Genomic DNA, 13517 nt, shown 5'->3' with positions numbered 1-13517 from the left:
TGTTACGTTGAGCGGCGTCTGGCTTATTTCGCTGCGGGACCTGGACGCTGACGCCTGTGCCATCCAGCTCGGTGCGGCCGCAAAACTGCAGCTCAGTCAAGGCCAGGAAAGGTTCGTGGGCGACCCCGTGCGTATGGCCCTGGCAGGACTGGCGGAGGATTCGCGGCGGCCCTATGTCATTGAATCCAACGGCCGTGCCGTCGGTGTGCTTACCCTGCAGAGCGGTGCAGCGCGCCTGGCCGGCTGGCCTGACGACCACAGCGCCTGGCTGCTGAGGGGCTTCCTCATCGACCGGCGGCACCAGGGCAGGGGCCTTGGGCAGAAAGCCGCCGCCGCTGCCGTGGCCACTGCCGAAAAGCTGACGGCCCGGCACCAGACCGGGGAAACCGGCGTCGTACTGTCCGTCAACGAAGCGAACCCGGCGGGCCTGGCCGCCTACCGCCGCGCCGGATTCGTGGACCACGGCCAATACAACGGAGGCGCGGCAGGGCCGCAAAGGATCATGTTCCGGGGCTTTGCGGATACCACGATGAGGTAACGGCAGCGGCGCGGCATTGCACTCGGCAGGTGTTTAGTCGAGTATGTGGGTGGCGGTGTTCTTCAACCTTGTTGGGGGGAAGGCTCGAACAGTCTTCGTCTCGGGGGGCATTCGTCAGGAGGTCCGGCTCCCGGTCTCAGCACGTCTGGAGCCGGGCCTCCACCTTCTGTGCACCCGGTGCCGGCGGCGTGTCCGCCCGGGCAGCTTCGTCACTGAACCTTGTCTCCCCGCCGAACTGGTGCCTTGGCTATCCCTGCTGTTGCGCCATTCGGAACGCGGTTGAGCGACTGATGCTGAACAGGTCAGCTACCTCTTGGGTCTTCAGGAACGCTGTGCCCGTAGCCGTGATTGTATAGCTACGGGCACAGCGTCATGCCGTGCGAGCCCCTGTTAAGCAGGGGCGACCTGGGGAACAGTAGGTATGCGAAAGGCCCCGCGGCATTGGGGGTAGCCGCGGAGCCTCTCCTGGCGTCCGCCCAAATGGGGGAAATGGGAAGTCGCCTCGACAAAGCTACTGGCAAGTAGAAGATTCATCAACATGCATTTTCGCAGGGTTGGCCTGCATTCATGCAGATGTGGATGCGTCCGCCGAAGCTACGTTTCGTTATGGCAGTTAGCCGGGTCTCACGTGTGTTGGGGGAGCAGCGTAGGTCGCGGAGTGAGCAGCTGGCCTTGCCATGTCCGGGCAGCAAAAAGGCCGGTCCCAGGGGTTAACCTGGGGGCCGGCCTTTTCTGTCTGCAGATTCTTCCGGACGGTGTGCGGACTATGCCCGCTCAAGCCGCATGATCTGACTAGACGCCGTAGTAGAGCTCGAACTCGTAGGGGTTCGGGCGCAGGGACAGCGGGCGGATCTCGTTCTCGTACTTGTACTCGATCCAGGTGTCGATGAGGTCCTGGGTGAACACGCCACCGGCCTGCAGGAACTCGTTGTCCTCGCGGAGGGCCTCAAGGGCTTCCTCAAGCGTGCCCGGAGCCTTGGGGATGTCCTTGGCTTCCTCGGCGGGGAGCTCGTAGAGGTCCTTGTCGATCGGAGCCGGCGGTTCGATGCGGTTGCGGATGCCGTCGATGCCGGCCATCAGCTGGGCAGCGAATGCCAGGTACGGGTTGGAGGAGGGGTCCGGAGCGCGGAACTCGATGCGCTTGGCCTTCGGGTTGGTACCCGTGATCGGGATACGGATACCGGCGGAGCGGTTGCCCTGCGAGTACACCATGTTGACCGGGGCCTCGAAGCCCTTGACCAGGCGGCGGTAGGAGTTCACAGTGGGGTTCGTGAACGCCAGCACGGCCGAAGCGTGCTTCAGCAGGCCGCCGATGTACCAGCGGGCGGTGTCGGACAGGCCGGCGTAGCCCTTCTCGTCGTAGAACAGCGGCTGGCCGCCGTTCCACAGCGACTGGTGGCAGTGCATGCCCGAGCCGTTGTCACCGAAGACGGGCTTCGGCATGAAGGTTACGGACTTGCCCCAGGCGTCTGCGGTGTTCTTGATGACGTACTTGAACTTCTGCAGGTCATCGGCAGCGTGGGTCAGGGTGGTGAACTTGTAGTTGATCTCAGCCTGGCCGGCGGAGCCGACTTCGTGGTGGCTGCGCTCGACCTCAAGGCCGGCTTCATCCAGCGCCACGCACATGGCGTCGCGCAGGTCAGCCTGCTTGTCCGTGGGGGAGACCGGGAAGTAACCGCCCTTGACGGGGGTCTTGTAGCCGAGGTTTCCACCCTCTTCCTCGCGGCCGGTGTTCCAGTGGGCTTCCTCAGAGTCGATCTTGTAGAAGCTGCCCTGCGGGGAGGACTGGTACTGGACATTGTCGAACACGAAGAACTCGGCCTCGGGAGCGAAGAACGCGGTATCGGCGATGCCGGTGGAGGCCAGGTACGCCTCGGCCTTCTCAGCCACGCCGCGAGGGTCGCGGTGGTACGGGTCACCGGTGCGGGGGTTGACGATGGAGAAGTTCAGCGCGAGGGTCTTCTCCATGCGGAAGGTGTCCAGGAACGCGGTGGTGACGTCCGGGATCAGCTGCATGTCGGATTCGGCGATGCCCTGGAAGCCGCGGATGGAGGAGCCGTCGAAGAGCTGGCCGTTGATGAAGAAGTCGGCGTCAACACTCTTGGCGGGAACGTTAAAGTGCTGCTGGACGCCCGGAAGATCGGTGAAGCGGATATCGACGAATTTAATATCTTCGTCCTTGATGAACTTGAGGACTTCGTCCGCAGTCTTGAACATCTATGCTCCTAACGCATATGTAAATATCTGGCGTGCAAGCCATCTGATCCAGCGCAATCCGAAAGCAGGGAGAACTCAAGGTTTTCCCTGCTTTAGGTATTGCTTGAAACTGCTAACAGCCTATGGACGCGGCATTTCCCGTCCGTGTCCACATTGTTTCGGGCAGGTTACAGAATGCCCTGATAACGCAACGCTATCCGCAGTCCACACTGTGGTCTAACTCCATCCACCATCCGGGCGTGGCGGTGAAGGTGAGGCCGGTAAACTTGGACGGTGGTAGATCGCAAAGACATTGGCTCCTGGCTCAGCGGACCGGATACGTCCGGTATCTCGAAGTATCCCGGTGAGCGGCTGGGCCTGCCGGAATCCGGTCCCGGCTCCATCGCGCGGGCGGGACGGCGGATTGCGGCGATCATGATCGACTGGGGCATCGCGCTGCTGATCAGCAACTTTGCGTTCGGTGGAAATTCCTGGGCAACCCTGGCCGTGTTCGCCGTCGAACAGACCCTCTTGGTGGGGACCCTCGGCTACAGCATCGGCCACCGGGCCATGGGCATTTCGGTGGTTAGGCCAGGCGGCGGGGTTCCCGGGCCGCTGGCTGCGCTGGTGAGGGCGGTGCTGCTCTGCCTCGTGGTCCCCGCCGTGATTTTCGATCCTGACCAGCGCGGACTCCATGACAAGGCGATGAACACGCTGCTCATCCGCCGGTAGCGCGTTCCGCAGCGACGCCGGAAAGCCTGCTAGACGCGGCTCGACTCCCTGGCGGAGACGGCGTCGGTCTCGGAGGCCGGGCCGGGGTTGAGGTGTCCGCGCTTGCCCGCCCAGCGTTCGAACAGGATGGTGGCGAAGGGGAAGACGGCTGATACCCCGGCGAACAGGGCCACCAGGAATGGCCAGCGCTGCAGGCGCCACAGAGCCAGCGCCGCGATGCCGTAGCCCACGAACAGCGCACCGTGGATGGGGCCGGCCACCTGGACACCGATTTCAGTGGTGCCGGCAATCCACTTGAAGTACATGCCGATGAGCAGGGCAGCCCAGCTAAACGCTTCGGCGACCGCGAGGATCCGGAAAGCGCGGATTACTACGTTCTTGAGGGGCATGGGGAAGTCCTGTCCTGGGAGGTGTTAACGTGACGGAGGTCTGGGGGCAAGAAAAACGCCCCGGCGTCCGGCGGGAGGCCGGTACCGGGGCGCTGTCAGGTCTAGCGTCCGCGGTTGGGACGGGCCTTGTAGGGATCGATGCCCTTGGGGATGGGAAGCTTGTTCCCCAGCGATGCGATCCGCTTTGAGACGGCGTTGACCTCAAGCTTGGTCAGTTCCTTCTTCAGCTTGCCCATCTTCTTGGCAACCTGGCTGAGCGGCACCTGGCCTTCACCGCGGCCGCTCTCGATGACGTGGACCGTAACGTTGGGCAGGATCCGGGCGAGGCGCTTGCGCTCCGCATCCAGCAGCGGCTTCACGCGGTGTGTGGGGCCTTCACTGACGAGCACGACGCCGGGACGGCCGATGGCACGGAACACGGCGTCCTGCGTGCGGGGGTTAACGGCTACCGGCTGTTCCTCGGTGATCCAGCCGCGGCGAAGGGTCCCGAGGGCGGCGCCGGAGGCACCCGGCTGGTTTTCGATTTGCGCGAAGGCGGCACGTTCAGCACGCCGCGAGAGGATCAGCGTGGCGCCCAGCAGGCCGAGCGGAATGCCGATGATCAGGCCGGTAATCCAGTTTTCCAGCCAGAAGCCCACCAGGAAGCTCACAGCCACAACGCCAAGGAAGACCAGCAGCATCAGCCACGGCACCATGGGGTCATGCCGGCGGGTCATGTTGAAGACTTCGCCGATCTGCTTGAGCCGACTGGGCTTCTTAACCTTGGCTTCTTTCGGCTTGCGCGAGAAGAGGCCGCGCTTCACCGCGCTGGAGCCCGCCGGAGTGGAGTTGCTGGAGTCAGGGGATTTCGCCATAGTGCCTCAATTCTACGTGACTTAAGCCCAAAGGCCGGACGCCGGAATCTTCCGGTGCCGGCCCTTGGGGACGCTATGTGCAGTGGCGGCAGCCTGGGTCAGGAATGCGCTGCCAGGAGGGTGCTGGCTTCCTGGCGGGTGGTGCCGGAGTCCTGGATGCCGTCGGCGATGTGGGCGAGGGCGGCGGGGATGTCGCGGCCTTTTTTGCGCATTGCGGTGGCCCAGAGCCGGCCGGCGCGGTAGGAGGAGCGGACCAGGGGCCCGGACATGACGCCGAGGAAGCCGATCTCGTCCGCTTCCTGCTGGAGGTCCACGAATTCCTGGGGTTTGACCCAGCGGTCCACGGGCAGGTGGCGTTCGGAGGGGCGCAGGTATTGGGTGATGGTGATCAGGTCGCAGCCGGCGGCGTGCAGGTCGCGGAGGGCTTCGGAGATTTCCTCGCGGGTTTCGCCCATGCCCAGGATCAGGTTGGATTTGGTGACCATGCCCAGGTTCCGGCCCTGGGTGATGACGTCCAGGGACCGGTCGTAGCGGAACGCGGGGCGGATCCGCTTGAAGATCCGGGGCACGGTTTCGACGTTGTGCGCGAACACTTCGGGCTTGGAGTCGCAGATCGCGGCGATGTGCTCGGGTTTGCCGGAGAAGTCCGGGATGAGCAGTTCGACGCCGGTGCCGGGGTTCAGTTCGTGGATTTTGCGGACGGTTTCGGCGTAGAGCCAGACGCCTTCGTCTTCGAGGTCATCGCGGGCCACGCCGGTGACGGTGGCGTAGCGCAGCTGCATGGCCTGGACGGAGCGGGCCACCTTGGTGGGTTCGAACCGGTCCACGGGGGAGGGTTTGCCGGTGTCGATCTGGCAGAAGTCGCAGCGGCGGGTGCATTCGGAGCCGCCGATCAGGAAGGTGGCTTCCTTGTCTTCCCAGCATTCGAAGATGTTGGGGCAGCCGGCTTCTTCACAGACGGTGTGCAGGCCTTCCTTTTTCACCAGGTTCTTCAGCCCGACGAACTCCGGGCCCATCTGGACCTTGGCCTTGATCCAGTCCGGCTTGCGCTCCACCGGGGTGGCCGCATTGCGCTGCTCGATCCGCAGCATCTTCCGGCCTTCAGGTGCCAGTGTCACAGTAAAGCTCCTTCGGGGCTTAAAACGAGTGCTTCTTGGTGCTTGCGGAATTCTTCCACAATGCGGTCAACGATGTGGGCCGGGCGGATGTCCCGCCCGGTCTCTTGCGACATGGTGGTTACACCGGCGTCGGTGATGCCGCAGGCGATGATCTGCGAATACGGTGCGAGGTCATTGCTGCAGTTGATGGCGATGCCATGCATGGTGACCCCGTTGAGGACGCGGATTCCAATGGCGGCGATCTTGCGGTCCGGGCCCTTGGCGTCTGCCTTGACCCACACCCCGGCGCGCCCCTTGATCCGTTCGGCCTTGATGCCGTACTCGTCCATGACGGCGATCATGATGGCTTCCAGCCGCTCCACGTAGTCACGGATTCCGGCGCGGTTCTTCAACTTGAGGATGGGGTAGGCGATCAACTGCCCCGGGCCATGCCAGGTGAGCTTCCCGCCACGGTCCACAGCCACCACGGGCGTTCCGTCGAAGGGCCGCTCGTGGTCTTCGGTGAGCTTGCCTGCCGTATAGACGGCGGCATGTTCCAGCAACAGGACGGTGCTGGGCGTTTCGCCGGCGACAACTTTGTCATGGAGTTCGCGCTGGATGTCCCAGGCTTGCTGGTAATCGACGAAGTCGGGGGCAAGACCCAGCTGTGAAAACTCAAGAGTCATGGCATCCAGCTTAGACCCCGGAACCTGGCGATCCCGGTTTAGTGTCTAACCTCACCATCGCCCCCGGATGTGCCGGGCAAGGGACTGTGCCTGTGGATAACTTCTGCAGGCAACGGCGGATTGGGCTAAACATGGGGGATGGATGATGTGCAGGCTCCAAGTGTTCCTGGCTACGCAGTGGGCCGGCTGCTGGGCCAGGGTGGCAGCGCTTCGGTGTGGTTGGCTACGGAAAAGCTGACGGACCGCGACTATGCCCTGAAGTGCTTCCGCCCGCCTTCGCGCGGGGTGCGGGCCGGGGAAGGCCTGACGGAAGATGCCGTGAAACGCGAAATCCGTATCCTCTCGGTCCTGGATCACCAGCACCTCGTCAAAGCCCACGACGCCGTCCCGGTGGAAGGGGTCCCGGGAGCCGGCACAGCACTGGTGATGGACTATGCCTCCGGCGGTTCGCTTGCCCAATTGGTGGCCAGCCGCGGCAGCCTCAGCGTCGGGGAAACGGTCACGGTGGTGACGCCCATAGCCCAGGCCCTGGGCTACCTGCACGCCAACGGGTTCACGCATTCAGACGTTTCGCCCGGCAACGTGCTGTTCACCGGCCAGGGCAAACCACTGCTGTCTGACGTCGGCATTGCCCGGATGCTTGGTGATCCCGGCCGTGCAGGAAGCCCCGGAACTCCCGGTTTCGTGGACCCCGCGCCCGTCGATGCCGTCCGTGCAGGCCTGCAGCCCGAACGCGACGTCTACTCCGCGGCCGCCCTGGGCTGGTACTGCCTGACCGGGGAGGCACCCGCGCGGACCGCTGACCGTCCGCCGCTGTCCCTCCTCGTCCCGGGAGTGCCCAGGGAACTGGCTGCTGCCCTGGAGTCCGGGCTGAATGAGGACCGCCGGCTTCGCCCCACGGCGTCCGCCCTGGCCACCGCCGTCTACCGCAGTGCCTCACCCCGGCCCCTGGATTTGGCGGCCGCCGTCCATCCCACGGTGATTCCGGAACTGCTGACGCGCAGGCACGTCCCGCCGTCGTCCTCGCCGAACCGGATCAAGGAGCAGTTCGAGGGCGTGCGCCGGCGGGTGGTGACATCTCCATGGACGGGAAAAGGGACAAGGTCCCACAGGCTGCCATTTCCGGATACCCGGCAGCCCGCGGCCGGCAGGGGAAAACACGCCGGCCGCTTGCGTGATGCCCCGCCGATCCGCCGGTGGATGTTGAGGGCAGCCCTGCCTGCCGTCGCCGTCCTGGCCGTCGCGGGCGGTTGGTCGGTGGCTGGTGGCAGTTCCGTCTTTCCACCCGGTGACGCTGCACCCGGAGCCACTGCGGATCCGGGTTCACCCGCGAAGAGCCAACACCTCGGCGACGCCGTCGATCCTGCCGGGGCTGCCAGGCAACAGGCAGCGGCCGCCGACCCCGCGCAGGCCCTGGTTGGCCTGGCGGCGTTGCGGGACCATGCCTTCAGCCGCGGCAACCTGGACCTGTTGGGCGAGGTCAACGCTGACGGTTCCCCCGCGGCGGCGGCAGACAGCCGGACGGCCGGCAGGCTTCGAAGCTCGGGTCTTGTCCTGGCCGGGTTTGCCACTTCGCTGTCCGGTGTGGCCACAGAAAACGGGGCCACGGATGCGCATGCCGTGGTTCGTGCCACGTCCGCTACCTCCGCCTATCAGGAGCAGGATGCCCAAGGCTCGGTCCTTGCAGCAGGCGAAGCCAGCACAGGCGAGCCCCTTCGGCTGGTACTGGTCTCAGTGGACGGCGCATGGCGGATCAGCGAGATCCTGCCGGGATCCTGATGACCTGCTGAGGGAACGGGAGCCGGCTAGCCCCTGGCCCCCGCACCCTCCTTGCCGGCCACCCATTGCGCGGCCTGGGCCAGCGCCGGATGCTGCCACCGGAAGCCGGCGTCCTGCAGGACTGCCGGCTCCATGCGCTGGCTGGACAGCAGCAGCTCTTCCGCGAGGTTGCGCATCACAAGCCGCAGCGCAAAGGAGGGGACCCGCAGCACGGCTGGCCGGTGCAGGGCAGCGGCAAGTGCCGCCACGATGGCGTTGACGTCGGCGTCCTCCGGCGCGCACAGGTTGACAGGCCCGCGGATCTGCGACTCGAGCAGGAAGAGGAAGGCTGCGGACACGTCCGGCAGTGTGACCCACGGCCAGAACTGCCTGCCGTTGCCGAAGGGCCCGCCAATGCCGAGGCGCAGCAATGGAAGCATGCGGCCCAAGGCGCCGCCGGTCCGGCTAAAGACCACGCCGGTCCGTGGAATGACCACGCGGACCCCTGCCGGGGCGGTGGCCGCCGCAGCTTCCCACTCAGCGCAGATCCGTGCCAGGGTGCCCTCTGCAGGCGGCGCGGACTCCCGAAGAACCGTGTTTCCGGCATCGCCGTAGTACCCCGAGCCGGATTGGCTGATGAACGTGGCCGGCGGAACATCCAGTTGGTGCATCGCCTGCGTGAGCGTCCGCGTGGCACCGACCCGGGAACTGAACAGCTCGTCCACGCGCCTGCGGGTCCAGGGCCTGTCCCCGATACCGGCGCCGGAAAGGTTCACCACCGCGTCTGCCCCGGCCAGCGCTGCCGGGTTGAGCTGGCCGGCGGCGGGGTCCCAGCGGATTTCGGACTCTGAGGCGGGTTCCCGCCTGACGAGGGTGATGACGTCATGGCCGGCGTCACGGAAGGTTGCGGACATGGAGGTGCCGAGCAGCCCTGAGGCTCCTGCGATGACGATGCGCATGCTCCATCTCACCACGGCCGCGGGCTTTGGCACGTCCCGCGGGGGCGGCGGAGGGTTGACTATGATCGAACGATGACTTCTTCCAGCTACTTCCGTTTCCCGCATCTCCACGGTGATCTGGTCACTTTCGTGGCCGAGGACGACGTGTGGATCGCGCCCCTGGGCGGTGGGCGTGCCTGGCGTGTCTCCGCGCTTCAGCTGCCCGCCCGCAACCCCCGTTTCACCCCGGATGGGAAGAAGCTGGTGTGGACGGTGGTGCAGGGAACGGCGCCGGAGGTAGTGTCCGCGGACGTCGACGGCGGAGGCTACCGGCAGCTGACCTATTTTGGGCACAGCACCACCAGGGTGAAGGGGTTCACCGCCGGCGGAGCCGTGGTGGTCACCAGTGCTTTCCGCCAGGCCGAAAGCCGGCACACGTACGCCTACAGCCTCCCCCTGGAAGGTGGCTGGGCCGAGGAGCTTCCTTTCGGTCCGGTGGAGTCCGTGGCCTTCGGCCCGGAAGTGGGCGACGAACGTCCAGTGGTGGTGGGCAGCGTACTGTCCCGCGAACCGGCCTGGTGGAAGCGCTACCGGGGCGGCACGGCCGGAAAGCTGTGGATAGACACGGACGGCAACGGCGAGTTTGAGCGGCTTGTGCCGGAACTGAACGGCAACCTCGCCGATCCGATGTGGGTGGGCGGGCGCATCGCGTTCCTGTCCGACCACGAGGGCTACGGCAACCTCTATTCCGTCCTTCCCAGCGGAAAAGACCTGCGCCGGCACACCGACCACGAGGACTTCTACGTCCGGCACGCAGCCACCGACGGACAGCGCGTGATCTTCGAGTCGGCCGGTGAGCTGTGGGTCCTGCCCGATCTTGGCTCGGACGCCGTGCGCCTGGACATCACCCTGGGCTCCGCTTCGCAGTCCAGGCGCCCTGCCCTTCTCAAGACGTCCAAGCACCTGGGCGCCGTGGTGCCGGACACCACCGGCGCGGCAAGCGCCGTGGAGGCCCACGGCACCATCCACTGGCTGCGGCACAAGGATGGCCCGTCACGCATTATCGAAGCCACGCCCGGCGTCCGGGGCCGCCTGCCCAGGCCCCTCGGCGATGGACGGATTGCCTACATCGCTGACCACGACGGCGTGGAGGCACTGCACATCAAGGCAATTGTGGAGGCGGCGCCCCACACTTCCGGGGCCGTACCCCCGCCCGCCCCGGCCGCCGTCGAACCCCAGACCGGCGCCGACGCGGCGGAGGCGGCTCCCGGTGCGGAGGAAGCCACGCCGTTGCCCCGGCCCGTGCCCGCAGCAGGAGCTGCTGTCCTTGCTGAAGGCAGCACCTTCGCCCCTGTCCCCGGCGGCCGGCAGGCCGGCGGCGGGCAGTCCGGCGACAGCCGGCAGGCAGAAGCACTGCAGGCCGACGCGCAGCAGGCAGACGTCGCCCCGGAGGGCGGCGGGACAGGGGCAGAGGCGCAGGCAACGGCCGCCGGTACCGACGCTGCACGTTTCGCGATACCCGTACCGTCCCGCGCCAGTTCGCTGGAGGCCAGCCCCGATGGCCGCTGGATAGCCTTGGGCACCTCCTTTGGCGAGGTGTACGTGGCGGACACCCGGACCGGCGCTATGTCGCTGATGGCCAGCATCGGAGAGGGGACAATAGCGGACCTGGCATGGTCCGCGGACTCGCGGTGGCTGGCCTGGTCAGAGCCCGTCACGTCCTTTGGTGCCCGCAGCCGGCTCCGGCTGGCAGATCCTGAGCATCCCGACGCCGGCCCTGTGGACGTCACTGACGGCCGCTTCGGCGACAAATCGCCCGTCTTCACCCCTGACGGCAAGTACCTTGCGTTCCTGTCCAACCGGAGTTTTGACCCGGTCTACGACGGCCACTCCTTCGACCTGTCATTCCCCAGCCCCATCAAGCCGTACCTGGTGGCACTCGCGGCCGGGACGCCGTCGCCATTCGGGCCGGCCGTCGCCCCGGATGCCGGGACCGTTGTCGAAACGCCAAAGGGAACGTCAGCTGAGCCCTCCGGCGTGCCGGAGGTCCAGGTGGACGCGGAAGGGCTGGCCCACCGGGTAATCGGCGTGCCTGTGCCGCAGGGCAACTACACCTCCCTCGCGGCCACCGACGGCGCGCTGCTGTGGCTGGACTGGGCGCTCTCGGGCGTCACCGGCGACGGCAAAGCCAGCCAGGAAGACAAGGATGCCCGCCCCAGCCTGGTCCGGTTCGACCTGGACCGGAAGAAGCAGTCCACGCTGGTGGAATCGCTGGACAGCTTCCGGATGTCCGGGGACCGGACCAAGGTGGTGCTGGTCTCCGACAAGCAGGTGCAGGTTGTTCCTTCCGATGCCAAGGCCGATGAGGAGTCCGGAAAACTGGTCAAGGTGGACCTCGGCCGGATCCGCGTCATGATGGATCCGCTCAGCGTGTGGGGCCAGGCCTTCGATGAAGCCTGGCGGCTGCAGCGCGACTTCTTCTGGGCGGAAGACATGGCGGGCCAGGACTGGGAAGGCGTCCACCGCCGTTACCGGCCGCTGGTGGACCGGCTGGGCTCGCACGACGACCTGGTGGACCTGCTGTGGGAGCTGCACGGCGAACTGGGTACCTCCCACGCGTACGTCCGGCCGGCCCCGGTCACCGAAAACGGCAGCCAGGGGCAGGGCCGGCTTGGTGCCGACCTCGCGCACACGCCGGCGGGCTGGGAAATCACCCGCATCCTGGCCGGTGAATCCTCCGATCCGCTGGCCACCTCGCCCTTGGCCAGGCCGGGCGTGGACGCAAAGGCCGGCGACATCCTGCTCGCCATCGACGGCGTTCCGCTGACCGCGGCCGTCACGCCTGCCATGCAACTGGTGGGTGCGGCCGGCCGTGCCGTGGAGCTGACCCTCCTCAACGGTGCGGGGCACGGCGGTGCCGCCGGCACCCAGCGGCGCGTCGCCGTCGTTCCCGTCAAGGACGAAGAACGCCTGCGGTACCAGGAATGGGTGGCATCCAACCGCCGGACGGTCCGGGAAGCATCGGACGGCACCTTTGGCTACCTGCACGTTCCCGACATGATGGCCAACGGGTGGGCGCAGCTGCACCGTGACCTGGACACGGAAACCGCGCTGGACGGCCTCATCGTGGACGTCCGGCGGAACCGGGGCGGCCACACGTCCCAGCTCGTAGCTGAACTGATCGGCCGCAAGGTCACCGGCTGGAGCATGCCCCGGGGCGAAAAGCCGCGCACCTACCCACACCACGCACCGCGCGGTCCGGTGATCGTCCTGGCGGATGAATTTGCAGGGTCCGACGGCGACATCATCACCCAGGTGTCCAAGCTGCGGGGAATCGGTCCGGTCATCGGAACCCGCACCTGGGGCGGCGTGGTGGGAATCGACAACAGGTTTGCCCTGGCCGACGGCACGGGTGTCACCCAGCCCCGTTACGCCACCTGGTTCGGCGACGGCGTGGGCTGGAGCGTCGAGAACCATGGAGTGGACCCGGATATTGAGGTGGTCTTCCCGCCGCACGCATATGCGGCCGGCCGCGACCCGCAACTGGAGTACGGCATCGGCGCGCTGAAGGAAATGATCCAGGAACTGCCCACGGATCGGCCGCCGGCACGGGAAGGCTACCGCCGGCTCCGTCCCGCCCCGCTGCCTGCCCGGCGGCAAGGGAGCTAGGAGCCGGGGCTTCAGACACTCAAACGAAAGGCCCTGCCTGCCGGAACATTCCGGACAGGCAGGGCCTTTCTTGTCTGGCCTGCGTCAGATCAGGACTCCAGGGTGGCGTCCAGGGTGATGTCGATGCTGGCAAGGGCACCGGAAACCGGGCAACCCACCTTTGCTTCGGCGGCGATCTTCTGGAATTCATCCTCGGAGATGCCGGGAACCCGCGCTGACATGGTCAGGTGGCTGCCCGTGATGCCCGTGCCGGGAACGAAGGTCACATCCGCCTTCGTGCGGACTTCCTCCGGAGTGTGGCCGGCCTTCGCAAGTTCATTGCTGAAAGCCATGGAGAAGCAGGCGGCGTGGGCCGCCGCGATGAGCTCCTCCGGGCTGGTTTTGCCGTTGGCCGCTTCAGTGCGGGCCTTCCAGGTGACATCGAAGGTGCCAAGGCCTGACGTGGCCAGGCTGGTGGTTCCGGAGCCCTCCGTCAGGTTGCCGTTCCATACTGCGTTTGCTGAACGTGTTGCTGCCATGTTCACTCCTCAAGTTGATTCATACCGGGGCAGGCAGGCGCCTGGACCCCGCCGCTTCCCATCCTAGGGACTTCACCGGGAGGGTGCACCCGGTGTCCGCTGCTGGTGGATTATGACTCCGGGACCAGGAACGGCGCCTGTA

11 protein-coding genes are annotated in these 13517 nt (G+C 66.3%); 4 read left to right on the top strand and 7 right to left on the bottom strand.

The features are described from left to right. Positions 1–7 precede the first annotated feature (7 nt). Entirely contained in the window at positions 8–538 is a 531-nt protein-coding gene (locus tag B5520_RS11235; RefSeq protein WP_176156842.1) for a GNAT family N-acetyltransferase, read from the top strand. A gap of 792 nt (positions 539–1330) precedes the next feature. On the opposite strand, the gene glnA is transcribed toward B5520_RS11235, so the two are convergent. Beyond that, positions 1331–2755: a type I glutamate--ammonia ligase gene (gene glnA / locus B5520_RS11230; protein WP_079597146.1), complete on the bottom strand. Its 1425-nt coding sequence runs from the start codon at positions 2753–2755 to the stop codon at positions 1331–1333. A gap of 273 nt (positions 2756–3028) precedes the next feature. Between glnA and B5520_RS11225 the strand changes: the two genes are divergently transcribed. Continuing rightward, positions 3029–3466: an RDD family protein gene (locus B5520_RS11225; protein WP_079597145.1), complete on the top strand. Its 438-nt coding sequence runs from the start codon at positions 3029–3031 to the stop codon at positions 3464–3466. Positions 3467–3495: 29 nt separating this feature from the next. Here B5520_RS11225 and B5520_RS11220 read toward each other — a convergent pair whose 3' ends face one another. The 4 genes from B5520_RS11220 to lipB form a co-directional block, all read right to left on the bottom strand. Then, positions 3496–3855, bottom strand: coding sequence for a DUF3817 domain-containing protein (locus B5520_RS11220; RefSeq protein WP_079597144.1), 360 nt, complete (start codon positions 3853–3855; stop codon positions 3496–3498). A 101-nt stretch (positions 3856–3956) separates the two neighbouring features. After that, positions 3957–4709 carry a DUF4191 domain-containing protein gene (locus B5520_RS11215; protein WP_079597143.1) on the bottom strand — a complete coding sequence of 251 codons (753 nt, stop codon included), beginning with the start codon at positions 4707–4709 and terminating at the stop codon, positions 3957–3959. A 98-nt stretch (positions 4710–4807) separates the two neighbouring features. After that, a complete protein-coding gene (gene lipA, locus B5520_RS11210) occupies positions 4808–5827 on the bottom strand; it encodes a lipoyl synthase (RefSeq protein ID WP_079597142.1) in 1020 nt (339 codons plus the stop codon). Then, positions 5824–6492, bottom strand: coding sequence for a lipoyl(octanoyl) transferase LipB (lipB, locus tag B5520_RS11205; RefSeq protein ID WP_079597141.1), 669 nt, complete (start codon positions 6490–6492; stop codon positions 5824–5826). The genes lipA and lipB overlap by 4 nt, the downstream gene beginning before the upstream one ends. Positions 6493–6630: 138 nt before the next feature. On the opposite strand from lipB, the gene B5520_RS11200 reads away from it, so the two are divergent. Beyond that, positions 6631–8271: a serine/threonine-protein kinase gene (locus tag B5520_RS11200; RefSeq protein WP_079597140.1), complete on the top strand. Its 1641-nt coding sequence runs from the start codon at positions 6631–6633 to the stop codon at positions 8269–8271. A gap of 26 nt (positions 8272–8297) precedes the next feature. Here the strand turns inward: B5520_RS11200 and B5520_RS11195 are convergent, their stop codons facing one another. Beyond that, positions 8298–9209 carry a TIGR01777 family oxidoreductase gene (locus B5520_RS11195; protein ID WP_079597139.1) on the bottom strand — a complete coding sequence of 304 codons (912 nt, stop codon included), beginning with the start codon at positions 9207–9209 and terminating at the stop codon, positions 8298–8300. 72 nt (positions 9210–9281) lie between these two features. Between B5520_RS11195 and B5520_RS11190 the strand changes: the two genes are divergently transcribed. Further along, the gene (locus B5520_RS11190; protein ID WP_079597138.1) at positions 9282–12857 is read left to right on the top strand and encodes a S41 family peptidase; all 3576 of its coding nucleotides are present in this window, start codon (positions 9282–9284) and stop codon (positions 12855–12857) included. A gap of 89 nt (positions 12858–12946) precedes the next feature. On the opposite strand, the gene B5520_RS11185 is transcribed toward B5520_RS11190, so the two are convergent. Then, the gene (locus B5520_RS11185) at positions 12947–13375 is read right to left on the bottom strand and encodes an OsmC family protein (RefSeq protein ID WP_079597137.1); all 429 of its coding nucleotides are present in this window, start codon (positions 13373–13375) and stop codon (positions 12947–12949) included. Between the last annotated feature and the right edge of the window lie 142 nt (positions 13376–13517).

Origin of the sequence: Arthrobacter sp. P2b (assembly GCF_900168295.1) — a bacterium.
Lineage (GTDB): Bacteria > Actinomycetota > Actinomycetes > Actinomycetales > Micrococcaceae > Arthrobacter.
The sequence above is the reverse complement of the archived record's forward strand: the minus strand, read 5'-3'. Positions and strand labels throughout refer to the sequence as shown.